Below are 24,136 nucleotides of genomic sequence, written 5' to 3'. Positions count from 1 at the left end.
AATTTGCTGTCACTTTTGTGCGACCGGCAACCGTAGGTGGCGTTCCTTTCGGCAAAGACGTCACCTTTCCGGGAGCGTGAAATCATCGGCTTTTCATCGGCCGCGGGACGTGTTACGAGCCAGCGCCAATCCTGAAAGGGAAGAAGACGAGTCGGCGCTGTCCATTCTGGTCAAGCGCTTTTTCTGTATTCCGAGGACTGGCCATGGCAAAAATCATCGAAACGTCCACCGGCGCGCTGGCGCTTACCTTTGACGACGTGCTGCTGCAGCCCGGTCATTCCGAGGTCATGCCTGGCGAGACCGATGTCCGCACCCGCATCGCCGGCGACATCGACCTCAATGTGCCGATCCTGTCGGCGGCTATGGACACCGTCACTGAAGCGCGGCTTGCCATCGCCATGGCCCAGGCCGGCGGCATTGGCGTCATCCACCGCAATTTCTCGCCGGCCGAGCAGGCCGAGCAGGTGCGGCAGGTCAAGAAGTTCGAATCCGGCATGGTGATCAATCCCGTCACCATCGGTCCGGACGCCACCCTTGCAGACGCGCTTTCGCTGATGCGCACCTATTCGATTTCGGGCATTCCGGTGGTCGAGAATGGCGGCACCGGCGGCCAGAAGATCGGTCGGCTGGTCGGCATCCTGACCAACCGCGACGTGCGCTTTGCGTCCGATCCGTCGCAGAAGGTCTATGAACTGATGACCCGTGAGAATCTGATCACGGTCAAGGAGAATGTCGACCAGGACGAGGCCAAGCGTCTCCTGCATCAGCACCGCATCGAAAAACTGGTCGTCGTCGACAAGCAGGGCAATTGCGTCGGGCTGATCACCGTCAAGGACATCGAGAAGTCGCAACTCAACCCGCACGCCACCAAGGACGCTCAGGGCCGCTTGCGCGCCGCCGCCGCCACCAGCGTCGGCGATGACGGTTTCGAACGTGCCGAACGCCTCATCGATGCCGGCGTCGACCTTCTGGTGATCGACACCGCGCATGGCCACTCGCAGCGCGTGCTGGACGCCGTGACGCGCGCCAAGAAGCTTTCCAACTCGGTTCGCATCCTGGCCGGCAACGTCGCTACCGCCGAAGGCACGCAGGCATTGATCGATGCCGGGGCGGACGCCGTCAAGGTCGGCATCGGCCCGGGCTCCATCTGCACCACCCGCATCGTTGCCGGCGTCGGTGTGCCACAGCTTTCGGCCATCATGTCGGCGGTCGAGACGGCGAGCAAATCAGGCGTCTCGGTGATCGCCGATGGCGGCATCAAATATTCCGGCGATCTTGCCAAGGCGCTCGCCGCCGGCGCCAGTGCAGCGATGATCGGTTCGCTGCTGGCCGGCACCGATGAAAGCCCGGGCGAGGTCTATCTGCACCAGGGCCGCTCCTTCAAGGCCTATCGCGGCATGGGTTCGGTCGGTGCCATGGCGCGCGGCTCCGCCGATCGCTACTTCCAGGCCGAGGTGCGCGACACGCTGAAACTGGTCCCGGAAGGCATCGAGGGGCAGGTTCCCTACAAAGGACCTGTGTCTGGCGTGCTGCACCAGCTTGCAGGCGGGCTGAAAGCCGCTATGGGTTATGTGGGCGGTCGCGACCTTGCCGATTTCCGCGAACGCGCCACTTTTGTACGCATATCCAACGCCGGACTTCGTGAAAGCCACGCCCATGACGTCACGATTACCCGCGAAAGCCCGAACTATCCCGGCGGAGCCTGATCCGTACGGGCTCGGGCGGAGCCTGACCGCAACGATCCTGCGGCTGTCACGCCACGCGGCCGCGCTTTGTTTCCTGTCGGCGGCGGTTTTCATCGCCATGACGGTGCTGGAATTCTTCTATTTCCGCCAGTTGAGCGGCGGCCTGGCGTCACTCGACATGCGCTTTCTCGGCTTCACGCCGGACGAAGGCATGGCCTGGCTGACGGCGCTCGGCCGGCGCGGTGGCGAGATCATTCTCGTCTGGCACTATCTGACCTTCGATTTGCTGTTCCCAGCGCTGTTGTCGGTGACACTGGTCAGCCTGATCCTGGCCACCGGCCGGCGATTGAAGAACTTCCGTGTGCTGCCGGGGCAGCTGCAGTCGATCTTCGCGCTGATTCTGGTGCTGCCCTACACGCTGGCCGACTATGCCCAGAACATCGCGGTGGCGCGCCTGCTGTCCGATTTCCTGTCGGCCAATCCGGATTCGCTGTCTCTCGCCTCGGCGCTGATCGTCACCAAATTCGCCCTTCTCGCCCTCCCGTTGATCGTCATTGCCGCTTTCTGGCTGGCGGGCCAGAGACAGCAGGCTTGACGCCAAACGGGGCAGGGGCACTTCATGAATCAGACCACGATCTTTTGGCCGATGCTCGCGCATGTGTTGCTGATCTACATTGTTTACGTCGTGCTGGGTCGTCGCAGATACGGCGCGATCAGGTCAGGTGAAGCCAAGCCTGGTCAGTACAAGGTGCGCTCGACCGAGCCGGCCTCCAGCATCACCGTTGCCAGCAACCTCATCAACCAGTTCGAATTGCCGGTGCTGTTTTACGTGCTGTGCCTGACGCTGCACGTGACCAATGGCGTCAACTATCTGACCCTGGCGCTGATGTGGATTTTTGTCGCGTCGCGCTATTTCCACGCCTGGGTTCATCTCACGAGCAACAATCTGCGGCTGCGCAGCCGCTCTTTCTTCTTCGGCGCGGTTGTGCTGGCGCTGGCCTGGATCTGGTTCGCGCTGCATCTGCTCGGAGCCGTCTGAGCATATGCGCACCCCTTCCTTGTGGGGAGGGGTGCCGCTCCGCAAAGCGGGCGGGGGTAAACCGCCTACAGGTCGAAGACCGCAATCTTGCGCTTGTCGAACTTGATGCCGATCTCGCCGCGCACCAGCTTCAGCGCTGCCTCGCCGAACACGGCGCGCCGCCAGCCCTGCAGGGCGGGGACGTCGGCCTCCTCGCCCTCGGCCGCGATGCGGTCGATGTCGTCGCTGGAGGCCAGCACTTTCGAGGCGACGCCTTCCTTTTCCGCGACGATCCTGAGCAGCACTTTCAACAGTTCCGCCGCCGCGCTCGAGCCCTCGGGCGGCTGGAAATTCTTGGGCAGCTTCGGCATCTGCTCCTTGGGCAAGGCCAGTGCTGTGTTGACCGCGCCAAGCAGCGCCGTCGCCGTCGAGGAGCGCTCCCAGCCTTTCGGCGTCGTGCGCAGCTTGCCAAGGGCCGCCGAGTCGCGCGGCGCCTGCTGCGCCACCTCGTAGATCGCATCGTCCTTGAGCACGCGGCCGCGCGGCACGTCGCGTTCGCGCGCCTCACGTTCGCGCCATGCCGCCACGCCTTGGACGATCGCCAGTTCCTGTGGCTTGCGCAGCCGCATCTTCAGTCGCTTCCAGGCGTCCTCGGGATGCGGATCATAGGTCTCGCGCGAGGTCAGGACCTCCATTTCCTCGTTCAGCCAGTGAGCGCGGTTTTCCCGCTCCAACTCGGCGCTGAGGTGCTGATAAACCTCGATCAAATGGGTGACATCGGCCAGCGCATAGTCGAGCTGCTTGTCGGAAAGCGGCCGGTGGCGCCAGTCGGTGAAGCGCGATGACTTGTCGAGCCGCGCGCCGGTGATCCGCTGCACGAGCTGATCGTAGGAAACACTGTCGCCGAAGCCGCAGACCATCGCCGCCACTTGCGTGTCGAACACCGGATGCGGAACGAGATCGCCGAGATGGACGATGATTTCGATGTCCTGCCTTGCGGCGTGGAAGACTTTGACGACGGCTTCATTGGCCATCAGCTTGAAGAACGGCTTCAGGTCGATGTCGGGCGACAGCGGATCGATCAGCGCCGTCACGCCGGGTGCGGCCATCTGGATCAGGCACAGGATCGGCCAGAAGGTCGTTTCTCGAATGAATTCGGTGTCGACGGTGACGAAATCCGACTTTTCGAAAGCGGCGAGAACGGTCTCGAGTTCTTTCTGGGTGGTGATGACGTGCATCAAATCGCTTTTGGCAGGAGTAAGGTCTTCCTAGATTTCAGCCGGAAGCGCTTTCGTCAAGCTGTGGCGCCAACGTCATGAGGATCCCGGCTCATCGGAATCATTGTTTCTTCTTGCCAGCCGCGCGAAAACCGTCGAGGTGCGCAACAGCGCGGTGAAGCGACTGCGCTTGCCTGCCGGCACGCCGGAGCGGGCCTGCATCCGGTAGAGAATGACGGCGATGAAGATCGCGTAGACGACGGCGCTGAACACGAACAGCGCGCTCGGCCCGAAATACTGCATCGCGGTGGAGGCGGCGAACGGCCCGCCAATGGCGCCGAAGGAATAGAACAGCATCAAAGCTGCGTTGATCAGCACGAACTCGCCGGTGTCGGCGCGGTCGTTGGAATGCGCCGCCGACAGCGAATAGAGCGGCATGGCGAAACAGCCGAAGATGAAGATGATGACGAAGTTGAGCAGCGGATTGCTGCCGGCGATGAACACCAGCGCCAGTGCTGAAAACATCGCGCAGCAGGTGGTTATCAACAGCACCCGGCGCCGGTCCCAGCGGTCGGAGAGGTAACCGAGCGGATACTGGATGATGGCGCCGCCGAAGATGCCGACGCTGACGAAGGTCACGACATCGGCGACCGACATGCCGATCTGCTCGGCATAGACCGGCGACAATGTGCGAAAGGCGCTGTTGGTGACGCCGACGGCCATGCAGCCGAAGCAGCCCAGCGGCGAAATCCGCCAGACGCGTGCCAGGTCGAGCTTGACGTCCTCGGGCGGCGTCGGGTTGGAGCGGTCGCCGAGCGAGACCGGCACCAGCGAGAGCGTGATCATGATCGACATGATGGCGAAGATGGTGAAGCCGCCGGCGCCGAAGATCGGGATCAGGAACTGGGCGCCGGTCACGGAACCGGTGTCGACCATCCGGTAGATCGCCAACACGCGCGCACGGTCGTGGTTGCTGACGCCGGAATTCAGCCAGCTTTCGACGATCGTGAACAGCCCGGCAAAGCAGAAGCCGCCGGCAAAGCGCACCGCGCACCACATCACCGGATCGAGAACCAGCACCAGCAAAAGGGTGCCGACCGAGGCGATCGCCGCCAGCGCCGAAAATGCCCGGATATGACCGACCGCCTTCATGATGCGGGTGATTGCCAGGCAGCCGAGCAGGAAGCCAGCGAAGTAGAAGGTGCCCATCAGGCCGATGTCGGAGGCGGAAAACCCTTCCTGCGCGCCGCGCAGCGCGATCAGCGTGCTCTGCAGCCCATTGCCGCCGAGCAGGATGCCAGCAGCGAGCAGGAGCGGGATCAGCGGGCGGATGGAGGACATGAAGGAAAACAACCGCTTGTCGTTGATCCTTCTTGAACCATCGGCTCCACCAACACCAGCGGCAATTCCAACGGAGGCTCGGCCACGCTGACAACCACGCTGCGAAATAAGGGAGATCGTCGGCCCTTTGCTTTTGCGTTCAGCCCGCTTGCCTCTGCTAGGCCGAGCTTCGCAGCATCAGTTCGGCGTTGAGCAGGATGCGTCCATTGTCTGGTTTGGCCGAGGATTTTTCATCCAGCCGCTCCAGCAGAAGTTCGATCGCCAGGCGGCCGATCTCGTTGTAGTTCTGCGCAACGGTCGTGATCGGCGGGCAGGCGTAGCGCGACAGGGGATGATCGTCGTGTCCCGCGACCCGCACGTCGCAGTCCGCCCCATGGCCCACCTTCAGGCCCAGCTGATACGCGGCCGCGATCACGCCGAAGGCGACACGGTCGTTGGCGCAAAGCACGGTCCTGGTCGGAAATCCTTGCCCCTTCAGGATACGAAGCGCTTCGTCAAAGCCGAATTTCTCGAAATCCCACGATCGCACGTCGACGACGGGGACGATGCTCGGCGTCATCTTGAACTGCTGCATGGCCTCGACATAGGCGTCCTGTCGGGCCGAGGCATTGTTGTTGACCAGCGGCATGGCAAAATAGCAGGGCGGCTCGCCGGACCTGCAGAGATAGTCGACGATGAGCCTGAAACTCTGCCTGTTGTCGGTACCGACGAAGGACGAGGTCTCGTCAAGCGGCGAGTCGACATAGATCAGCGGGATGCTCGATCCAAGTTCGGCCAGGATCCGGTGATGGGACTGCACGCCGAGCGGCGCGATGATGGCACCGGCAATGTTCATCGACTTGAACGTCTGGATCGCCTGGTCTTCCATTTCGGCACGTCCATCGGAAGACAGTACAAACGCCAGGAAACCGGCTTCGTTGGCGATCGTTTCGATGCGACGCGTCAGCGCCATGTAAAACGGATCCGTCGAATTCGGAATGATGACGCCGAGAATGTTGCTGCGGCGGCGATTGAGATTGACGGCGAACATGCTCGGCCGGAAGCCGGACTTCCTTTGCGCGGCCTCGATCACGTTTCGAGTGTTTTTCCTGACCGAACTGGGATCGTTGAAATATTTGGAAACCGTCGTGCGAGACAAGCCGACAAAGGCCGAGAAGTCCTCCATCGTCCTGATCGTCTTTGCCATTCATGGGCTCCCTGCTCGAACTGCCGTTGCCACTGTCTACTTGAGTCACCTTTTCGCGGAAAGGAGGTGGAATGTTTCTTTCCGAGCGCAGGAGACCGTCTGTGCCCCATGGGCGCGGCTGTACTGCTTGAAATTACGTGTCGGAGGAAAACTGTACTTTCATGGTCGTTGGGTCGCCACTGCCTTTGGCGAAGAACGGCAACAGTTCGGATAGCGGCAGCTGGTGGCTGACAAGCCGCGCCATCGTGCCGTCGTCTTGGCTGAGAATGTCGAGCGCCTGCGGGATGTTGCGGTTCAATGAGTGCGATCCCGCCAATTTGATCTGCCGGCGGAAAATCTCGAACGGGGCGACGGAAATCCTGGCATCGGGCGCGCAGACGCCGAAAACCAGCGCTGTGCCGCCATCGGCGGTGAAACCGATCATGCCTTCGACCACCTTGGCGACACCGGTGGCGTCGGCGACGAAATCGAACCCGCGTGCCCGCGCCGACAGCGCCTGCGATCCGGACACCAACGGCTCCAGCCCGAGCGCTTCGGCGAAGGCGAGGCGTTGTTCGCTGATGTCGGCGACCGCCACGCTCTTGACCCCCTTGGCCCTGAGCGAGAGAGCAAGCAGCAGGCCGATCGGTCCGGCGCCGAAGACCAGCGCGGTGCCGGGCGTGCTGTTGCCGGCCCCGATCCCGGCGGCGCCGAGACCATTGAGGACACAGGCGAGCGGCTCGGCGAGTGCCGCCGTGGCGAAGTTGAGATCGCCGATCCCGTGCAGATGGTCGACGGCAACCATGCTCAACTCGGCGAAGCCGCCATTCTCGGTCACGCCATAGGCTTTCAGGCTGGCGCACAGATTGGTCAGGCCCTTCCTGCAGGCCGGACAATGCCCGCACGGGATGTTGGGATCGACAGCGACCCGGTCGCCGGGCTTGACGGTGGTGACATCGCTGGCGACCGCCTCGACGGTGCCCGCGTATTCGTGACCGGGGACCAGCGGAAACGCGCCGTCGCCGTAGCGGCCATGCAGGACCTCGATGTCGGTATGGCAAAGCCCGGCGGCGCGGACCCGCACCAAAGCGTGGCCCGGTTTGATTGCGGGCATCTCAAGCTCCGCCATGCCGGCAACGCCCGCGGCGGTAAATCGGATGGCCTTCATGTCAGTCTCCCTTGTCCCTGACGACGCGGCTCGGGCGCATCAGCTCATCCAGTTGCCGCCGTCGACATTGTAGGTCTGCGCCAGGATATAGTCGCTGTCGGTCGACGCCAGGAACACGGCGAGCCCCGCAATATCCTCGGGCTGCGCGAAGCGGCCGATCGGCACCGAACTGGCCACGGCAGCCTTCTTCTCGCCCGGCTTCAGACCTTCCCAACGGGCGAAGTGCGCGTCGACAACATCCCAGTGCTCGCCGTCGACGACGCCGGGCGCGATCGCGTTGACATTGATGCCGTGTTTGACCAGCGCCAGCGCCGCCGATTGCGTGGCCGAAATGATCGCTGCCTTGGAGGCACAGTAAAGCGTCACCAGCGCCTCGCCGCGGCGACCGGCCTGGCTCGCCATGTTGATGATCTTGCCGCCGCGGCCGCGCGCGATCATCACATTGGCCACCGCCTTCATCATGAACAGTGGCGCCTTGAGATTGATGGCGAACACCCGGTCATAACTCGCTTCGGTGATGTCGGTTATCGGCGCCATGTCGAAGATGGCTGCATTGTTGACCAGGATATCGATGCCGCCGAAATCGCGGTCGACCTCCGCCACGACCCTGTCGATCGCATCGAGGTCGGTGACGTCAAGCTGGATTGCGCTGGCCGCCGGACCGATCGCGGCGGCGGCCCGCGTGGCACGCTCGATGTCGATATCGGCAATTATCACCTTGGCGCCTTCGCGCGCAAAGGCTTGCGCGAAACCCAGGCCGATGCCGCGCGCCCCGCCTGTTATCAGGGCAATCTTGCTGTTCAGTTTCATTTCCAATTCCAATTCCGTGAGTTTTTGAAAACGCTATCAGAGGGCCAGATGGCGACCGGCGCAACGTCATGGGAAATGGCCCATCGAATCCTTGACGCTGCCTGAGAAACGCACGGACCCGCTGTGGCGGATCCGTGCATCCTCCAGGCCTGTTGCAATGGGAGGCTCTTCAGGCCCAGATCGCCAGGAGGCTGTGCTCATTCCGCCTCCTGGCTCACCTGTCTGGGCTTGAACCCGCCTATTTGATGTAGCCTGCCTCCGTCATCGTCTTCTCCACGGCGGTCTGGGCGCCGTTGAGCACATCGTCGACCGACTGCTGACCGGTGACCGCGGCGGCAATCGCCTGGCCGACCTCGGTGCCTATGCCCTGGAATTCGGGGATGGCGACGAACTGGATGCCGGTATAGGGAACCGGATCCTTGGTCTGCTTGGTCGGGTCGGCGGATTCGATCGCCGAAAGCACCGTTGCGGCGAAGGGGGCTGCTTTCTGGTAGTCCGGGCTGGCATAGGTGGATTTGCGTGTTCCCGGAGGTGCGGCGAACCAGCCCTCGGTCTCACCGACGCGCTGGACATAGGCTTTCGAGGTCGCCCACTTCACGAACGACTTGGCGGCATCCGCCTTGGTGGAGCTCGCCGGGATGGCCAGGCTCCATGCCCAGCCCCAGGCCGAGCCGTTGGGTGTGACTGCCACCGGTGCCTTGGCGAAGGCAACCTTGTCGGCAACCTTGCTCTGCTTGGGATCATAGACGCGGCCCGCCGCCGACGTTGCGTCGATCCACATGGCGCAATGGCCCGAGGCAAACAGCGTCTGGTTTTCATTGAATCCGTTGGAGCTGATGCCGGGAGGTCCATCCTTTTTCATCGTATCGACGTACCAGCCGATCGCCTTCTTCCACTCCGGCGAATTGAGCTGCGGCTTCCAGTCCATGTCGAACCAGCGGCCGCCGAACGTGTTCACCAGCGTGCCGAGGAAGGCCATGTTCTCGCCCCAGCCCGGCTTGCCGCGCAGGCACAGGCCATACTGTTCCTTCGACTTGTCGGTGAGCTTGTCGGCGAATTCGGTGATCTGGTCATAGGTCGGCTGCTCCGGCATCTTTAGGCCGGCGGCGTCGAACAGATCCTTGCGGTAGAGCGTGAACGAGCTTTCGGCGTAGAACGGCACGGCGTAGAGCTTGCCGTCGACGGTCAGGCCGCTGCGCACCGGCGCGATCAGGTCGTCATAATCATAGTCGTCGCCGAGATCGTCGAGCGGCGTCAGCCAGCCGCTCTTGCCCCAGATCGGCGTCTCATAGCCGCCGATCGTCAGCACGTCGAACTGGCCGCCCTTGGTGGCGATGTCGGTGGTGACCCGCTCGCGCAGCACGTTTTCCTCGAGCACCACCCAGTTGACCTTGTTTCCCGTCGCCTTCTCCCATTCCGGCGACAGCTTCTGCATGATGATCATGTCGCCATTGTTGACCGTCGCAACCGTGATGTCCGCGGACAGGGCGGTACTCGCCGTCAGTGCCGAAGCTGCGAGCGACGCGGCGAGAGTTCCAATACGCTTACCAATTGGCATTTCGTCTCCTCCTTTACGAATGCGCATGTGTAAGTGAACATGCGTATATATTTTATTGCGCTTGAAAACATCCAAGTCAAGCTGCATAGGGCTTGATCTTTGGCGTCCGGCCCAGGTTCGACGGATGGCAGCTCGTATTTTCTGCGGCAGGAAAGCCACGTGCGTAGCAAATAAAGTGAACGTGCGTGCAGTTTGTATTGACTTCGCTCGCGACGCCAATTACCTCGGCTACAGTCAGGAGCTGTCGCACAACCCTCACGCCGACACGATCCGCGTCCGCTCCGGCTGGGGAGAGAAGGAATTGCAGGAATGAGCCTTTCCCGCCGAAGGGAGATCGCGTTCGAATCCGTGGGTCCGACGATTGCCGCCGGCGAAATCCTGGTTGAGATAATGGCGACGGACCGGGGTTTGGGTTTCCTCGAACCGCTGGCGCTGGTCGGCCCTTACCCGAGCGGCGCTCCTGCCATCTTCATCGACCAGGTCGCAAGGCTGGGCGGTGGCGCCGGGCTCATCGGCTGCGTCGGCCGCGACGATTTTGGCACGATCAATCTGGAAAGGCTCAGGCGCGACGGCGTCGACGTGTCCGCCGTCGCCGTCAGCGACCGCTACCCGACAGGAAGCGCCTTCGTTCGCTACAGGCCCGATGGCGGCCGCGACTTCGTCTACAACATCGCCGAATCCGCCGCCGGGCAAATCCGTCTCACCGCGGAAGTGCGCCAACTGGCGGACAGGGCCGGCCACCTGCATGTCATGGGGTCCACCCTGTCCGTAGCCGGGCTGAAGGAGATCGTCGCCTATGCCACGAAGGCGGTGCGCGCCCGCGGCGGCTCGACCTCCTTCGATCCGAATGTGCGCAAGGAATTGATCGACGGCGCCGACGGAGGGCAATTTTCGGCACTGGTCGACGATGCCGATCTGCTGCTTCCCTCCGGCGAAGAGTTGCTTACCGCGGCTGGGGTCGACGACGAATGCCAGGCGGTGAGGGCGCTCCTCGCCAGGGGCGTCGGCGAGATCGTGCTGAAGCGAGGGGCCGCCGGCTCGTCCCGGTTCGCCGCCGATGGCAGCAGGATCGACTGCGCCGGATTCCTGGTGGAAGAAGTGGACCCGACCGGAGCCGGTGACTGTTTCGGCGCGACCTACCTGACCTGCCGGCGCAAGGGGATGGAGCCCGGCAAGGCGCTGTTCTATGCCAATGCCGCCGGAGCCCGCAACGTCACGCGGCGCGGACCCATGGAAGGCGTCGCCGGTTTCGATGTGCTTGACGGCTTCATCGCCGGGACCGCGAGGGCGACATGATGGCCAACCCGCTTGCAGGCCTCGCCACCGCGCGCAGAAACGGATCACCCTACGGCATCACCTCGATCTGCTCGGCCCATCCGCTGGTGATCCAGACGGCCATAAGGCGCGCCGTCAGGGACAAGGAAACCACGCTCCTGATCGAGGCAACCTGCAATCAGGTCAACCAGTTCGGCGGCTACACCGGGATGACCCCGGACCTGTTCATAGCCTTCGTGCTGGAGATCGCCAGCAGGGAAGGGCTCGCGGCCTCGCGCATCATCTTCGGCGGCGACCATCTTGGACCGAACCCGTGGCGCGCGGAGCCGTCCGCACAAGCGATGAGCAAGGCCGAAGCCATGGTCACCGCCTATGTCTGGGCCGGCTTCAGCAAGATCCATCTCGACGCATCGATGGGATGCGCCGGCGAGCCGGCTGCGCTGGACGATGAGACGATCGCCATGCGGGCTGTACGGCTGGCCAAGGCGGCTGAAAAGGCGGCGCGCGCGCGCGGTGGTGCGTTGCCGGTCTACATCATCGGCACCGAGGTTCCCGCCCCGGGCGGCGTCGATCACACGATCAGCGACCTGAAGCCTACCGAAGCGTCAGCGGCGCGCCGCACGATCGACGTGCATCGCGAGATATTTGCCCGGGAAGGCCTGACCGAAGCGTTTGGCCGCGTCATCGCCGTCGTCGTGCAGCCCGGCGTCGAATTCGGCAGCCAGAATGTCGTCGCCTACAGGCCGCAGGCGTCGAAGGCGCTGACTGGACTGCTCGATGACGAACCGTCGCTCGTCTACGAGGCGCATTCCACCGACTATCAGAGCCGCGCGGCGCTGACAGCACTTGTCGGCAACGGCTTTCCCATCCTCAAGGTCGGCCCGGGCCTGACATTCGCCTTGCGCGAGGCGCTTTTCGGGCTGGACCTGATCGCGTCCGAAATGGTCGCGGACTATGGCGACAGGTCGCTTGCCCGCACGATGGAGCGTGTCATGCTGGCAGCACCTGGCCATTGGGACAGTCACTATCACGGCAGTGAAGCGAGCCTCTATTTGCAGCGGCATTACAGCTACAGCGACCGCATCCGCTATTACTGGAGCAACCCCACTGCCGGCGTTGCCGTCGGCCGCCTGCGCGAGGTGCTCAACGGCGTCGGCATTCCCGAAACGCTGATGCGACAATTCCTGCCGATGGTGCCGGCCGAGCTCGGGCCTGCCGGGAATCCCGAGGCTATTCTTCATGCCGCAATCGGCCAGGTGCTGGCCGACTACGACGCGGCTTGCCGTGGGGACGCCGCCTGAATCTGTTGCGCCGTCGCTAGCCACCGGGCTTGCCGCGCCTGTCGGTCGGCGCCCGACGCCGCTCGCCTTGACAAATCCGGCCTCCCATGCGCTTTTCGCGCAAATTTTCAGGCCGGGCTGTGATGCTTCGGCCCGCAACCCAGCACCCCGGACCTTACCAATGACAATGCACCGTTACCGCAGCCATACCTGTGCCCAGTTGAGGAAGAGCGACGTCGGCTCGACCGTCCGCCTGTCTGGCTGGGTGCATCGCGTGCGCGATCATGGCGGCCTGCTCTTCATCGACCTGCGCGACAATTATGGCCTGACCCAGATCGTCGCCGATCCGGATTCGCCTGCCTTCAAGGTTGCCGAGACCGTGCGGGGCGAGTGGGTTATCCGCGTTGACGGCGAGGTCAAGGCGCGCTTGCCCGAGACCACGAACGCCAACCTGCCGACCGGTGAGATCGAGATTTTCGCCCGCGAGATCGAGGTGCTGTCGGCGGCCAAGGAATTGCCGCTGCCGGTGTTCGGCGAGCCTGACTATCCCGAGGATATAAGGTTGAAATACCGCTTCCTCGACCTGCGCCGTGAGACGCTGCACAGGAACATCATCGCGCGGACCAAAATCATCGCCGAAATGCGCAGGCGCATGGGCGAGGTCGGCTTCACCGAATTCTCCACGCCGATCCTGACTGCCTCGTCGCCCGAAGGCGCGCGCGACTTCCTGGTGCCGTCGCGCATCCATCCCGGCACCTTCTACGCGCTGCCGCAGGCGCCGCAGCAGTACAAGCAGCTGATCATGGTGTCGGGCTTCGACCGCTATTTCCAGATCGCGCCCTGCTTCCGCGACGAGGATCCGCGCGCTGATCGTCTGCCCGGCGAATTCTACCAGCTCGACCTCGAAATGAGCTTCGTCGAGCAGGACGACGTGCTGTCGACAATGGAACCGGTCATGCGCGGGGTCTTCGAGGCCTTCGCCAACGGCAAGCCGGTGACACAGAATTTCCAGCGCATCCCCTATGACGTCGCCATGCGCAAATACGGTTCCGACAAGCCGGACCTGCGCAACCCTATCGAGATGCAGGCGGTATCGGACCATTTCCGTGATTCCGGCTTCAAGGTGTTCGCCAACATCCTGGCCAACGACCCGAAGGCCGAGGTGTGGGGCATTCCGGCCAAGACCGGCGGCAGCCGCGCCTTCTGCGACCGCATGAATTCCTGGGCGCAAGGCGAAGGCCAGCCGGGGCTGGGCTACATCTTCTGGCGCAAGGAAGGCGACAAGATCGAGGGCGCCGGCCCGCTGGCCAAGAACATCGGCGAGGAGCGCACCGAGGCGATCCGCCTTCAACTCGGCCTTGCCGATGGCGATGCTGCGTTCTTCGTTGCAGGTGATCCGAAGAAGTTCGTCTCGTTTGCAGGTGCTGCGCGCACCCGCGCCGGCGAGGAGTTGAACCTTGTCGACCGCGAGCGTTTCGAACTGTGCTGGATCGTCGACTTCCCGTTCTTCGAATGGAATGAGGAAGAGAAGAAGATCGACTTCGCCCACAACCCGTTCTCGATGCCGCAAGGCGGCATCGATGCGCTGAATGGCGAGGATCTGCTCGGCATCAAGGCGTTCCAGTACGACATGGTCTGCAACGGTTTCGAGATCGCCTCGGGCGGTATCCGCAATCATCTGCCCGAGACCATGGTCAAGGCGTTCGAGACGGTCGGCCTGGATCGAGCCACGGTCGAGGAGCGCTTTGGCGGCCTCTACCGCGCCTTCCAGTATGGCGCACCGCCGCATGGCGGCATGGCCGCCGGCGTCGACCGCGTCGTCATGCTGCTGGTCGGGGCGAAGAACCTGCGTGAGATCACCATGTTTCCGATGAACCAGCAGGCCTACGACCTGTTGATGAACGCGCCATCGGAAGCAAGCCCGCAGCAGCTTCGCGAACTGGCACTGCGCGTTGCGGTGCCCAAGAAGGACGCCTGATCGCGCTTCGGGCGATGCATTAAAGAACCGCCCGAACCGATTCTTTCAATTTGCTAATCCCACAAAAAAGCCCGGCATCGATGCCGGGCTTTTTCGCGTATTGGGCTTCGCTTCGATCAGTCTTCGTTGGCCTTGACCGCGACGCCGAGCGTCTTCGGCAGGTCGAGCGGGTTGGACATGGCGCCTGCCATGATCAACGCGAACGGCACCGATGCCGGCGGTTCGGCCGAGATTTCGATGCTCTTCGGATCGTCCAGATATTTGCTGACCGCGGCCGTGACTTGCGCCGTCAGTTCCGGATTGTTGAGCTGCGCCATGCCGAACGGCACGATCGCCTTGGCCTGGTTGGCGATGTCCTTGCCCGACATGCCTTGCTGCTTGCCGACATAATCCAGCACCTTGTTGGTCAGCGAGTCGTCGTCGAAACGGATCGAGGCGCTGTTGAACGACAGCTGCTGCAACAGGCCGAGCATGGCCATACCTTGCGCCGAATTGTCGGCCCCTTGGGGCTGTGCCGCCATCTTCTTCTGCATTTCCTGCAGCGACTTGATGAAGTCCATCGTGTAGCCGCCAAGATCGAAGGTCATGCCAAGCGTGCCGGCATTCGCGACGGAAATGTCGTATTTCGACAGTTCCATCTTGCCGTCCGTGGGCTGCCAGGTGCCGGCCATCTCGAGATTGCCGGAGATGTTCTGGTAGCCGAGCGCGTTGATGACTTCCTTGGACTTGGGATCGTCGACCAGCGTCAGGTCGGCGTTGAACTTTTCCGTGTTGGCAGTGAATTCCATGGCCTTGCCGTCCGCCGGCGGCGTGATCTCGACGGCAAGCCCGTCCATCGAGAAGGCGGTCTTGTCGGCAACCTTGACCGTCATGTTCGAGAGTTCGGCCGACTTGTACATCATCAGCGAGCCCAGCGGGCCGGTGGAGCCGTCGGCCGGAACCGTCATGTCATGGATGACGAAGGGGCTGAGATTGAGGGTGACGCCGTCCTTTGAGTGTTCGAATGCCGACGTCGACACGGTGGCGATATCATAGCCGCCGTTTGCCTCGGTGACGCCTTCGAGTTTGACGTCGCCGATGGCGAGCGCTTCCTTTTCCGCCGCCGGCTTGATGGCAACGCCCTGCAGCACCATGCTGGTGTTGTCGCCGGTCACGCCAGTCCAGGAAATGTCGACGCCCTGGGCGTTAAGTGCCGCCTTCAGCCGGTCAGCAACCGCTGCGTCCTGGGCGAGAGCCGCGTTCAGCGGCAGTGTGAGCAAAAAGGTCGAAAGGGCGAATTTCCTGAGAGTTGAGCGTTTGATTGTCATCGCAAGGTCCCTGAGAGTGTGCTGAAATTGTTTTTCAATTCTTTGCGCCATCACCATTCCGTGACGAACTGGACGGGAAAAAGGCGTATCCCGGCACAATGGTCGAAAATCGCAGTGAAAGGCAAACTCGATCCCACCGTCTTTGCGCAAACCGGTGAATTTGTCATGAAGAGCCGGTCGCTTGATATCATCGCAGTTTGGCCTAGAGGCCGCGTGTAACAGGCTGATGTTGGCCGACATCCCTTGGCCCGCGGTTTCATGTTGCAGAAGGGCCGGTATATCTGTCGGCCTCTTGCCGCGAATCACCCGCTCGGTTAGTCCCAGCCCATGGGAAAAAGGCTTTTGCCGCCTGAAAATGGCGGTGGCGATCATATCGAGCCGGTCGATCTGAAGAAGGCGCTGGAAGAGCGCTATCTGGCCTATGCGCTGTCGACCATCATGCACCGGGCGCTGCCCGACGTGCGCGACGGACTGAAGCCGGTCCATCGCCGCATCATGCACGCCATGCGCCTGCTGCGGCTCAACCCCGACCAGGGCTTTGCCAAATGCGCCCGCATCGTCGGCGAGGTGATGGGCAAGTTCCACCCGCATGGCGACCAGTCGATCTATGACGCGCTGGTGCGGTTGGCGCAGGATTTTTCGATGCGCTACCCCTTGGTCGACGGGCAAGGCAATTTCGGCAACATCGACGGCGATAACGCCGCTGCCATGCGCTACACCGAAGCGCGCATGACCGATGTGGCGACCGAGCTGTTGTCCGGCATCACCGAGGATGCTGTCGACTACCGGCCTACCTACAATGAAGAGGACGAGGAGCCGGTGGTTTTGCCCGGCGCTTTTCCGAACCTGCTGGCCAACGGCTCGTCCGGTATCGCGGTGGGCATGGCGACCTCGATCCCGCCCCACAACGCGGCCGAGCTTTGCGACGCGGCGCTTCACCTGATCGAGCATCGGGATGCGCCGGTGGCCAAGCTGATGGACTTTGTCCAGGGTCCGGATTTCCCGACCGGCGGCATCATCGTCGACAGCCGCGCCTCGATCCTCGAAGCCTATGAAACCGGGCGTGGCGGCTTCCGCGTCCGGTCGAAGTGGATCCAGGAGGATCAGGGCAGGGGCACCTGGAGCATCGTTGTCACGGAAATCCCTTACGGCGTGCAGAAGGCGCGGCTGATCGAGAAGATCGCCGAGCTGCTGATGGCGCGCAAGCTGCCGCTGCTCGAAGATATTCGGGACGAAAGTGCGGAAGACATCCGTGTCGTGCTGGTGCCGAAGAGCCGCTCCGTCGACCCGGGCATCCTGATGGAATCGCTGTTCAAGCTCACCGAGCTCGAAAGCCGCTTCCCGCTCAACATGAACGTTCTGTCGCGCGGCAAGGTGCCGAACGTGCTGTCGCTGAAGGGCGTGCTGCAGGAATGGCTCGAACATCGCCGCGACGTGCTTGTCCGCCGCTCGAAATATCGCCTCGGCGAGATCGAAAGACGGCTGGAGATCCTCGCAGGCTATCTGATCGCCTATCTCAACATCGACGAGGTGATCAGGATCATCCGCGAGGAGGATGAGCCAAAGCAGGTGATGATGGCCCGCTGGTCGCTCACCGACACCCAGGCCGAAGCTATCCTCAACATGCGGCTGCGCGCTTTGCGCAAGCTGGAAGAATTCGAAATCCGCAAGGAATTCGACGGCCTGAGCGCCGAGAAGAAGCAGATCGAGGCGCTGCTTGCTTCAAACGAGAAGCAATGGGCGACGATCAAGTGGGAAGTCACCAACATCCGCGACAAGTTCGGCCCGGAGACCGAGCTCGGCAAGCGCCGCACGCAGTTCGCCGATGCGCCCGAGCATGACCTGACCGACATCGCCCATGCCATGATCGAGCGCGAGCCGGTCACCGTAGTCGTCTCGGAAAAGGGCTGGCTGCGGGCGATGAAGGGGCATCTGGCCGATCTCTCGACGCTGACCTTCAAGGAAGGCGATAGCCTCAAGCTCGCCTTCCATGCCCAGACCACCGACAAGGTGCTGGTCTTCACCACTGGCGGCAAGTTCTACACCATCGGCGCCGACCGGCTGCCCGGCGGGCGCGGCCATGGCGAACCGATCCGCATCATCGTCGACATGGACAATGATCAGGACATCGTCACTGCCTTCGTTCACGATCCGAAGCGCAAGCTTTTGCTGGCCTCGCATGACGCCAACGGCTTCATCGTGCCGGAGGAGGAAGTCGTCGCCAACACCCGAAAGGGCAAGCAGGTGATGAACGTCAAGGCGCCGGACGAAGCCAAGCGCTGCATCCCGGTCACCGGCGACCATCTCGCCATCGTCGGCGAGAACCGCAAGATGCTGGTGTTCGCGCTCTCCGAGATTCCGGAAATGGGACGCGGCAAGGGCGTACGGCTGCAGAAATACAAGGACGGCGGCCTTCTCGATCTCAAGCCGTTCACGCTGGAGAGCGGCCTCTCCTGGCAGGATTCAGCCGACCGCACCTTCACCCGGTCGCGCGAGGAACTGGCCGAATGGATCGGCGCCCGTGCCTCGGCCGGACGGATGGTGCCGAAGGGGTTCCCGAGGACTGGGAAGTTTGGGTAGTTGAACGGCTCTCCCTTCTCCCCCTGTGGGAGACGGTGGCCGAGCGAAGCTCGGTCGGATGAGGGGGTGTTCCAGTTGGCGCATCGTTATCCGGACCGGCGACATGACAGCCGACGCTTCGTTTCTTCCGGCACCCCCATCCGTCCCGGCGTTTGCGCCGATCCACCTCTCCCACAGGGGAGAAGGGAGGAACTTCATCACGATTTGGAATGTCGTCACGATTGCTGCACTATATCAGTGCATAAGCCGGAAGGGTGTTTGGGAGAGGCAGGCGTTTGAAGGAAGCAAAAATCCAGAAACCGGAAGGCCATCAGCGCCTGTTCGGCCTGTCGACGCCGTTGCGGTCCGCTGTCATTCCGCCGCTGTCGGCGGCGCGCTGGCTGCTGGTGCTGATCGTCGCCGCCGGCGTCTATTTCTTCCATGGCTTCCTGTTTCCGGTGCTTGCGGCGCTCGTCATCGCTTTCGCCAGCTGGCCGCTTTACCGGCGCCTGCTTGTTTCCGTTGGCGGCAACCGCACCATCGCCGCGACCTTTGCCATCCTGTTCATCCTCGCCTTCCTGGTGGTGCCGATCGCGCTCGCCGGCACCTACGCCATCAATGAGGTGCGCGAGTGGGTCGGCTGGGCGATAGAGACCAACCGGCACGGTGCCGTCACGCCGCACTGGATCGCCACGATGCCTATCGTGGGCGAGTGGCTGAACGAGCAATGGACGACCAATTTTGGCCATCCAGGCGGCATTGGCGAACTGATCCAGCTGGTCAGCGGCGCCAACATCGGCAGCATCTATCGCGGCGTCCTGGCCGCCGGTGGCAGCGCTTTCGGCCTGCTCCTGACGCTGCTGTTCATGATGATCGCGCTGTTCTTCGCCTATCGCGACGGCGAGCATTTTGCCGGCCAGGTCGACCGTCTTGGCGAACGCATCCTGCCGACGCGGTGGGAGCGGATCTCGCGCGTCGTGCCGGCGACGATCTCTTCGACGGTGACCGGCATGACCGTCATCGCCATCGGCGAAGGCCTGGTGCTCGGCATTGCCTACTGGCTCGCCGGCGTGCCGTCGCCGGTGACACTGGGCGCCCTGACCGGTGTGATGGCGTTGATCCCCGGCGGCGCCCCATTGTCCTTCACCCTGGTCTCGGTCTACCTCGCTGCCAGCGGTTCGCCGATGGCCGGGCTGGCGCTGTTCCTCTGGGGTGCGGTCGAACTGTTCATCGTCGACAAGACATTGCGCCCGAAGCTCGTCGGTGGACCGATAAAACTGCCCTTCCTGCCGACTTTTTTCGGCCTGATCGGCGGCGTCAAGACCATGGGTTTCCTCGGCCTGTTCATCGGCCCGGTGCTGATGGCCCTGCTGGTTGCGATCTGGCGCGAGTGGCTGCGCGAGGTGGAACTGACGGACGAAATCATCCCTGCTTCGCCGGCCGAAATCGAAGCCGGCCCGCAGATCGAGGTTCTGCCGGAACCCGGTATGGTGAAGAAAGCCAGCGCCTGATTCTGCAATCCAGCCCGTTTAGGTCGGATGATGCACCGCAAGGTCGGGACGGCGCTTGCGGCCTTCCTGCAACTGCCAGAGCGAATGGGCGATCAGCGAGACGATGAGAATCGCGCCGCCGATCAGGCTGTTGCGGGTCGGTGTCTCGGCAAAGATCATCCACACCCATACCGGCGCCAGCACGGTTTCCAGCAGGTAGAACATCGCCACTTCGGGCCCTGTAATGTATTTCGGGCCGTTGGCGAGGCAGAAGAACGAGATCGGCAAGATCACGCCGCCATTGAAGATGATCCACCACGGCGCGTTGACGTGGAAACCTTCACCGGTGACCATGAACGCCGCCAGCACGAGCGGCAGAAGGACGCCGACCAGGGCCGTGAAGCCCATATCCTTGCCGCTGGCGCGCGAGATGGTGATGGCCACGGCGACGAAGAAGGCCGAGCACAGCGCCATGAAGTCGCCAAACAGATGCCCGGTGCCGATCGACCCTCCGACGATGACCAGCACGCCGAAAATCATGATCAGCATCGCGATGATCGTCACCAGCCGCGGTCTTTCCCCAAGGAATATCCAGGACAGCAACGCCGCGAACACGGTGTTGAAGGCTAGGATGAACACGAGGTTCGCAGTTGACGTGTGATAGACGGCCGTGACGAAGGTCACTCCCGTCAGCCCGTAGCATATCGCCACGACAAGGCCAGGCCAGCCGGGGATGAGCTGCGGGGCGTTCCGGCTCAGCGCGCGCCAGACCGACCAGACGATCATGGCCGAGACGAAGGTGGTGCCGGTGCGCAGCAACATGATGGTCCATGCGCCACCGTCGGCAAGCCGGATCAGCGGAATGTCGACGGTCAGTGTCAGCCCGCCGATGGCGGTTATCAGAAGGCCCTTCTGGTGGTCGTGGTGGGAGGACATGCGGCAACTTTCGCAATCAAGTGCAAGACGGGACCGGCGCAATGGCGCACTCTCCAGCCGAGCGGCCGAAAGACCAGCATCCCCTGCCTTGAAACAGTTTAAGTCTGGAACGTAGAAAAACTCAGCGTGAAACCGCTTCGTTGGTGTAGCGCTCCCAGCCTTTCGGGCCGAGATGCTCCTGCGGCATGAAGCGCATCTTATAATTCATCTTGCGCGAGCCGTTGACCCAGTACCCCAGGTAGACATGGGGCAGGCCCATCGCCCTGGCGCGAGCGATGTGATCGAGGATCATGAACGTGCCGAGCGACCGCTCCTCGAAATCAGGATTAAAGTAGGAATAGACCATCGACAGGCCGTCGGCCATCTTGTCGGTGAGCGCCACCGCGATCAGTTCGCCCTGTCCTTTGCCGGTGATGAAGGTGTCGGGCCCGCGCCGCCGGTATTCGATCACCTTGGTATCGACATGGGTATCCTCCACCATCATGGCATAGTCGAGCACCGTCATGTCGGACATGCCGCCACGGCGGTGGCGGGCGTCAAGGTAGCTGCGGAACAGTGAATATTGTTCGGTCGAAGGTTCGGCAGTGTGCATGTGGCCGACGAGGTCGGAATTGTGCTGCAGCACCCGTTTCATATTGCGGCTGGCAACGAATTCCTGGGCGAGGATGCGTACCGAAACACAGGCGCGGCAGGTTTCGCATGCCGGCCTGTAGGCGATGTTCTGCGAGCGCCGGAAGCCGCCTTGCGTCAAGAGGTCGTTCATCTCCGCCGCCTTGTCGCCGACAAGGTGCGTGAACACCTTGCGCTCGAACTGGCCGTCGAGATAGGGGCACGGCGACGGCGCGGTCAGGAAGAACTGCGGCGACTGGGTCGGGTGCTGCGTCATCGAGCCTTGGAAACACTCCTTCGAATCGCTCTACCTTTGGCGCGGATGGCGAAAAATTCAACAGGATTGTGAAGGCGTGGTTGACTCGACGCCTTCACATTTACACTCAATCGGCTGTGAATGCTATTCAGAGCGCCGTTTCAGCGGTCCGTCCGGCTGACAACGGTGCCGAGCAAAAGGTCGTGCAGCGTTCGCTTGCGATCGGCAAACAAGGTCACCAGCAGGACCAGCGGCGACAGGATGACGTTGCCGGCCCAGAACAGCACAGAGTGGACGACGGCGGTGAGACCGTCGATCGGCCTGCCGTCGAGCCGGTCGAGCCGGATGCCCATCATCTTCATACCTGACGTGGCCTGGTCGGCACTGCCCAGCGTGTTCCAGATGTAGAGGATGGCGACGGCCGGCACCAGGACGCCAAACAGCATCCAGCCAAGACCGAGTGTCAAAAGCCCGAGGAAGAACACCAGTATGGCGAATGGAATGGTGAGCAGCGCGACGATGATATAGTCGATCACGAAGGCCAGGATGCGCTTTGTGCGCACGCCGTCATAGGCCCTGACATCGTCGAGCCTGGTGGTGATGATTTCGCCGTCGAGAACGCGCGCGTTCATGTCATTTCCTCGTAACAGGGCCCAACATACGGTGCGGGCCGCTCAGCAATGAAATGGTGAAGGCCCGCGGCGGAATCAAGATCGAGCTTTTTTGCGGCGCGCAAGGCGCGAGCGGATGAGATGCAATCTGAATCGGTTGAATTCGCGGCGTGGATGGCATTAGCTTGCTGCGGCGCAACAAAGCGCTCAGGGGCAGAGGGACGGGGGCACTATGGACTACGACATGCTGGTCATCGGCAGCGGCCCCTCTGGGCGGCGCGCCGCGGTGCAGTCGGCCAAGCTCGGCAAATCGGTGCTGGTGGTCGATCGCGGCCGGCGTCTCGGCGGTGTCTCGGTGCATACCGGCACCATTCCGTCGAAAACGCTGCGCGAAACCGTGCTCAACCTCTCCGGCTGGCGCGAGCGCGGCTTTTACGGACGCGGTTACCGGGTCAAGCAGGATATTTCGGTCCACGATCTGGTCGAGCGCCTGCACAAGACGCTCGACCACGAGGTCGAGGTGCTGCAGCACCAGTTCATGCGCAACACGGTCAAGAGCGCCCGCGCCAATGTGAAGTTTCTTGGCCCCAACAAGGTCAGCCTGACCTCCGACACCGGCGACTATAGCGAAGTCGGTTTTGCCAATGCGCTGATCGCGGTCGGCACAAGGCCACATCGGCCGCGCGACGTGCCTTTCGACAAGACCCGCGTCTTCGACAGCGACGAGATGCTGGAGCTTGACCGTTTGCCCCGCACGCTGACCGTGATCGGCGCCGGCGTCATCGGGGTCGAATATGCGACGATCTTTTCCGCGCTCGATGTGCCGGTGACGCTGGTCGAGCCGCGCAACTCCATCCTCGATTTCGTCGACCGCGAGATCGTCGACGATTTCATCCACCAGATGCGCGATCGCGGCATGACGATCCGCCTGGGCAGCGCGGTGAAGGAGATCCGCTCCAAGCCGGACGCCGCCGAGGTCGAACTGACCGATGGCCGCACCATTCGCTCCGAGGTGGTGCTCTACGCCGCCGGTCGCACCGGCAATGTCGGCAGCCTGGGCCTGGATATCGTCGGCATCGACGCCGACTCCAGAGGGCGTATCAAGGTCGATCCGCAAACTTTCCAGACCAGCGTGCCCAACATCTATGCCGCCGGCGACGTCATCGGCTTTCCGAGCCTGGCCTCGACCTCGATGGAGCAGGGCAGGGTGGCTGCCTGTCATGCTTTCGGCGTGCCGCTGCCGCCATCGCCGGAAACCTTTCCCTATGGCATCTATGCGGTGCCGGAAATCTCGACGGTCGGCCAGTCCGAGGAACAGGTGCGTGAAAGTGGGGCCGCCTATGAAGTCGGCGTGGCGCGTTTCCGCGAGACCTCGCGCGGTCACATCATGGGCGTCAACGCCGGCTTCCTGAAGCTGTTGTTCTCGATCGAGACGCGTCGGCTGCTCGGCGCGCATATCATCGGCGAGGGCGCCACCGAGCTCATCCACATCGGCCAGGCGGTGATCAATCTCGGCGGCACCGTCGACTTCTTCGTCAACAACACCTTCAACTATCCGACGCTCGCCGAAGCCTACAAGATCGCCGGGCTGGATGCCTGGAACCGGATGGGGCGAGGGTAGGCAAACAGTTCATTCGGCGGCAGGCGCCGGTTCTCGCCGTGGCAGGCATCAGGTAGAGCGCGGTATCGACGATCCACCAGCCCGGAAAAACGGTGCGCGTGTGGAAATAAGTCATGCTCATAATCAGCGATCCGAACAACCGGCGAGGCGCCAGACGCCGTCGCTCAACCTTGTCCGCTGCTGCGCTCGGCTCTGTCGCACTATCGGGCCGGCGGTCATCCGGCCCAGTTCGGAAGCGGACTTGCCTTGTTG

General features: G+C 62.7%; 20 protein-coding genes. 10 read left to right on the top strand and 10 right to left on the bottom strand.

Going from position 1 to position 24,136, the window contains the following annotated elements; translation table 11 throughout:
• Positions 1-203: 203 nt before the first annotated feature.
• Genes guaB through ACFSOZ_RS08500 form a run of 3 tightly spaced genes read left to right on the top strand, consistent with a single transcriptional unit; the run spans position 204 to position 2,724 of the window.
• Positions 204-1,706 carry an IMP dehydrogenase gene (gene guaB / locus ACFSOZ_RS08510; protein ID WP_379095938.1) on the top strand — a complete coding sequence of 501 codons (1,503 nt, stop codon included), beginning with the start codon at positions 204-206 and terminating at the stop codon, positions 1,704-1,706.
• Positions 1,657-2,280, top strand: coding sequence for a hypothetical protein (locus tag ACFSOZ_RS08505; RefSeq protein WP_379095936.1), 624 nt, complete (start codon positions 1,657-1,659; stop codon positions 2,278-2,280). Before guaB ends, ACFSOZ_RS08505 begins: the two co-directional genes overlap by 50 nt.
• A 24-nt stretch (positions 2,281-2,304) precedes the next feature.
• Positions 2,305-2,724 carry an MAPEG family protein gene (locus ACFSOZ_RS08500; protein ID WP_379095934.1) on the top strand — a complete coding sequence of 140 codons (420 nt, stop codon included), beginning with the start codon at positions 2,305-2,307 and terminating at the stop codon, positions 2,722-2,724.
• Between the two features lie 65 nt (positions 2,725-2,789).
• Here ACFSOZ_RS08500 and rnd read toward each other — a convergent pair whose 3' ends face one another.
• The 6 genes from rnd to ACFSOZ_RS08470 all read right to left on the bottom strand — a co-directional run bounded on the left by rnd (position 2,790) and on the right by ACFSOZ_RS08470 (position 9,962).
• Positions 2,790-3,941, bottom strand: a complete 1,152-nt coding sequence (gene rnd / locus ACFSOZ_RS08495; protein ID WP_379095932.1) for a ribonuclease D — start codon at positions 3,939-3,941, stop codon at positions 2,790-2,792.
• 75 nt (positions 3,942-4,016) lie between these two features.
• Positions 4,017-5,261: an MFS transporter gene (locus ACFSOZ_RS08490; RefSeq protein WP_379095931.1), complete on the bottom strand. Its 1,245-nt coding sequence runs from the start codon at positions 5,259-5,261 to the stop codon at positions 4,017-4,019.
• A 157-nt stretch (positions 5,262-5,418) separates the two neighbouring features.
• Entirely contained in the window at positions 5,419-6,426 is a 1,008-nt protein-coding gene (locus ACFSOZ_RS08485) for a LacI family DNA-binding transcriptional regulator (protein WP_379096081.1), read from the bottom strand.
• A gap of 154 nt (positions 6,427-6,580) precedes the next feature.
• Complete coding sequence (locus ACFSOZ_RS08480) at positions 6,581-7,594, bottom strand: zinc-dependent alcohol dehydrogenase family protein (RefSeq protein ID WP_379095929.1); 1,014 nt, start codon at positions 7,592-7,594, stop codon at positions 6,581-6,583.
• Positions 7,595-7,633: 39 nt separating this feature from the next.
• On the bottom strand, positions 7,634-8,404 hold the full coding sequence (locus ACFSOZ_RS08475; RefSeq protein ID WP_379095927.1) for an L-iditol 2-dehydrogenase: 771 nt from the start codon (positions 8,402-8,404) through the stop codon (positions 7,634-7,636).
• Between the two features lie 238 nt (positions 8,405-8,642).
• The gene (locus ACFSOZ_RS08470; RefSeq protein WP_379095925.1) at positions 8,643-9,962 is read right to left on the bottom strand and encodes an ABC transporter substrate-binding protein; all 1,320 of its coding nucleotides are present in this window, start codon (positions 9,960-9,962) and stop codon (positions 8,643-8,645) included.
• 124 nt (positions 9,963-10,086) lie between these two features.
• Here ACFSOZ_RS08470 and ACFSOZ_RS08465 point away from each other — a divergent pair, with 124 nt between their 5' ends.
• The 4 genes from ACFSOZ_RS08465 to aspS all read left to right on the top strand — a co-directional run bounded on the left by ACFSOZ_RS08465 (position 10,087) and on the right by aspS (position 14,495).
• Positions 10,087-10,275: a hypothetical protein gene (locus tag ACFSOZ_RS08465; RefSeq protein ID WP_111545777.1), complete on the top strand. Its 189-nt coding sequence runs from the start codon at positions 10,087-10,089 to the stop codon at positions 10,273-10,275.
• Positions 10,272-11,258, top strand: a complete 987-nt coding sequence (locus tag ACFSOZ_RS08460; protein WP_379095922.1) for a tagatose kinase — start codon at positions 10,272-10,274, stop codon at positions 11,256-11,258. The genes ACFSOZ_RS08465 and ACFSOZ_RS08460 overlap by 4 nt, the downstream gene beginning before the upstream one ends.
• Positions 11,258-12,538: a D-tagatose-bisphosphate aldolase, class II, non-catalytic subunit gene (locus tag ACFSOZ_RS08455; RefSeq protein WP_379096078.1), complete on the top strand. Its 1,281-nt coding sequence runs from the start codon at positions 11,258-11,260 to the stop codon at positions 12,536-12,538. The genes ACFSOZ_RS08460 and ACFSOZ_RS08455 overlap by 1 nt, the downstream gene beginning before the upstream one ends.
• 166 nt (positions 12,539-12,704) lie before the next feature.
• Entirely contained in the window at positions 12,705-14,495 is a 1,791-nt protein-coding gene (aspS, locus tag ACFSOZ_RS08450) for an aspartate--tRNA ligase (protein WP_379096075.1), read from the top strand.
• Positions 14,496-14,611: 116 nt separating this feature from the next.
• On the opposite strand, the gene ACFSOZ_RS08445 is transcribed toward aspS, so the two are convergent.
• Complete coding sequence (locus ACFSOZ_RS08445; RefSeq protein ID WP_379095920.1) at positions 14,612-15,802, bottom strand: hypothetical protein; 1,191 nt, start codon at positions 15,800-15,802, stop codon at positions 14,612-14,614.
• Between the two features lie 327 nt (positions 15,803-16,129).
• Here ACFSOZ_RS08445 and parC point away from each other — a divergent pair, with 327 nt between their 5' ends.
• Complete coding sequence (parC, locus tag ACFSOZ_RS08440) at positions 16,130-18,382, top strand: DNA topoisomerase IV subunit A (protein WP_379095918.1); 2,253 nt, start codon at positions 16,130-16,132, stop codon at positions 18,380-18,382.
• A gap of 275 nt (positions 18,383-18,657) precedes the next feature.
• Positions 18,658-19,872 carry an AI-2E family transporter gene (locus ACFSOZ_RS08435; protein ID WP_379095916.1) on the top strand — a complete coding sequence of 405 codons (1,215 nt, stop codon included), beginning with the start codon at positions 18,658-18,660 and terminating at the stop codon, positions 19,870-19,872.
• 18 nt (positions 19,873-19,890) lie between these two features.
• Here ACFSOZ_RS08435 and ACFSOZ_RS08430 read toward each other — a convergent pair whose 3' ends face one another.
• From ACFSOZ_RS08430 to ACFSOZ_RS08420, 3 genes are all read right to left on the bottom strand, one after another.
• Entirely contained in the window at positions 19,891-20,787 is an 897-nt protein-coding gene (locus ACFSOZ_RS08430; RefSeq protein WP_379095913.1) for a DMT family transporter, read from the bottom strand.
• 121 nt (positions 20,788-20,908) lie between these two features.
• Positions 20,909-21,673, bottom strand: a complete 765-nt coding sequence (locus ACFSOZ_RS08425) for an arginyltransferase (protein ID WP_379095910.1) — start codon at positions 21,671-21,673, stop codon at positions 20,909-20,911.
• Positions 21,674-21,813: 140 nt separating this feature from the next.
• Positions 21,814-22,284: an RDD family protein gene (locus tag ACFSOZ_RS08420; RefSeq protein ID WP_379095907.1), complete on the bottom strand. Its 471-nt coding sequence runs from the start codon at positions 22,282-22,284 to the stop codon at positions 21,814-21,816.
• Positions 22,285-22,495: 211 nt separating this feature from the next.
• Here ACFSOZ_RS08420 and sthA point away from each other — a divergent pair, with 211 nt between their 5' ends.
• On the top strand, positions 22,496-23,884 hold the full coding sequence (gene sthA, locus ACFSOZ_RS08415) for a Si-specific NAD(P)(+) transhydrogenase (protein WP_379095904.1): 1,389 nt from the start codon (positions 22,496-22,498) through the stop codon (positions 23,882-23,884).
• Positions 23,885-24,136: the final 252 nt, after the last annotated feature.

The sequence above is a fragment of the Mesorhizobium newzealandense genome (assembly GCF_042682145.1).
Taxonomy (GTDB): domain Bacteria; phylum Pseudomonadota; class Alphaproteobacteria; order Rhizobiales; family Rhizobiaceae; genus Mesorhizobium; species Mesorhizobium newzealandense.
The sequence above is the reverse complement of the archived record's forward strand: the minus strand, read 5'-3'. Positions and strand labels throughout refer to the sequence as shown.

Excerpts from the sequence above, each read along its gene's own strand:
- ACFSOZ_RS08480 (WP_379095929.1), bottom strand. The coding sequence starts at position 7,594 with ATGAAGGCCATCCGATTTACCGCCGCGGGCGTTGCCGGCATGGCGGAG.
- ACFSOZ_RS08500 (WP_379095934.1), top strand. The coding sequence starts at position 2,305 with ATGAATCAGACCACGATCTTTTGGCCGATGCTCGCGCATGTGTTGCTG.
- ACFSOZ_RS08425 (WP_379095910.1), bottom strand. The coding sequence starts at position 21,673 with ATGACGCAGCACCCGACCCAGTCGCCGCAGTTCTTCCTGACCGCGCCG.
- ACFSOZ_RS08460 (WP_379095922.1), top strand. The coding sequence starts at position 10,272 with ATGAGCCTTTCCCGCCGAAGGGAGATCGCGTTCGAATCCGTGGGTCCG.
- ACFSOZ_RS08420 (WP_379095907.1), bottom strand. The coding sequence starts at position 22,284 with ATGAACGCGCGCGTTCTCGACGGCGAAATCATCACCACCAGGCTCGAC.
- aspS (WP_379096075.1), top strand. The coding sequence starts at position 12,705 with ATGCACCGTTACCGCAGCCATACCTGTGCCCAGTTGAGGAAGAGCGAC.
- ACFSOZ_RS08490 (WP_379095931.1), bottom strand. The coding sequence starts at position 5,261 with ATGTCCTCCATCCGCCCGCTGATCCCGCTCCTGCTCGCTGCTGGCATC.
- ACFSOZ_RS08475 (WP_379095927.1), bottom strand. The coding sequence starts at position 8,404 with ATGAAACTGAACAGCAAGATTGCCCTGATAACAGGCGGGGCGCGCGGC.
- ACFSOZ_RS08445 (WP_379095920.1), bottom strand. The coding sequence starts at position 15,802 with ATGACAATCAAACGCTCAACTCTCAGGAAATTCGCCCTTTCGACCTTT.
- ACFSOZ_RS08505 (WP_379095936.1), top strand. The coding sequence starts at position 1,657 with ATGACGTCACGATTACCCGCGAAAGCCCGAACTATCCCGGCGGAGCCT.
- ACFSOZ_RS08465 (WP_111545777.1), top strand. The coding sequence starts at position 10,087 with ATGGCAGCTCGTATTTTCTGCGGCAGGAAAGCCACGTGCGTAGCAAAT.
- sthA (WP_379095904.1), top strand. The coding sequence starts at position 22,496 with ATGGACTACGACATGCTGGTCATCGGCAGCGGCCCCTCTGGGCGGCGC.
- parC (WP_379095918.1), top strand. The coding sequence starts at position 16,130 with ATGGGAAAAAGGCTTTTGCCGCCTGAAAATGGCGGTGGCGATCATATC.
- ACFSOZ_RS08455 (WP_379096078.1), top strand. The coding sequence starts at position 11,258 with ATGGCCAACCCGCTTGCAGGCCTCGCCACCGCGCGCAGAAACGGATCA.
- rnd (WP_379095932.1), bottom strand. The coding sequence starts at position 3,941 with ATGCACGTCATCACCACCCAGAAAGAACTCGAGACCGTTCTCGCCGCT.
- guaB (WP_379095938.1), top strand. The coding sequence starts at position 204 with ATGGCAAAAATCATCGAAACGTCCACCGGCGCGCTGGCGCTTACCTTT.
- ACFSOZ_RS08430 (WP_379095913.1), bottom strand. The coding sequence starts at position 20,787 with ATGTCCTCCCACCACGACCACCAGAAGGGCCTTCTGATAACCGCCATC.
- ACFSOZ_RS08470 (WP_379095925.1), bottom strand. The coding sequence starts at position 9,962 with ATGCCAATTGGTAAGCGTATTGGAACTCTCGCCGCGTCGCTCGCAGCT.
- ACFSOZ_RS08485 (WP_379096081.1), bottom strand. The coding sequence starts at position 6,426 with ATGGAGGACTTCTCGGCCTTTGTCGGCTTGTCTCGCACGACGGTTTCC.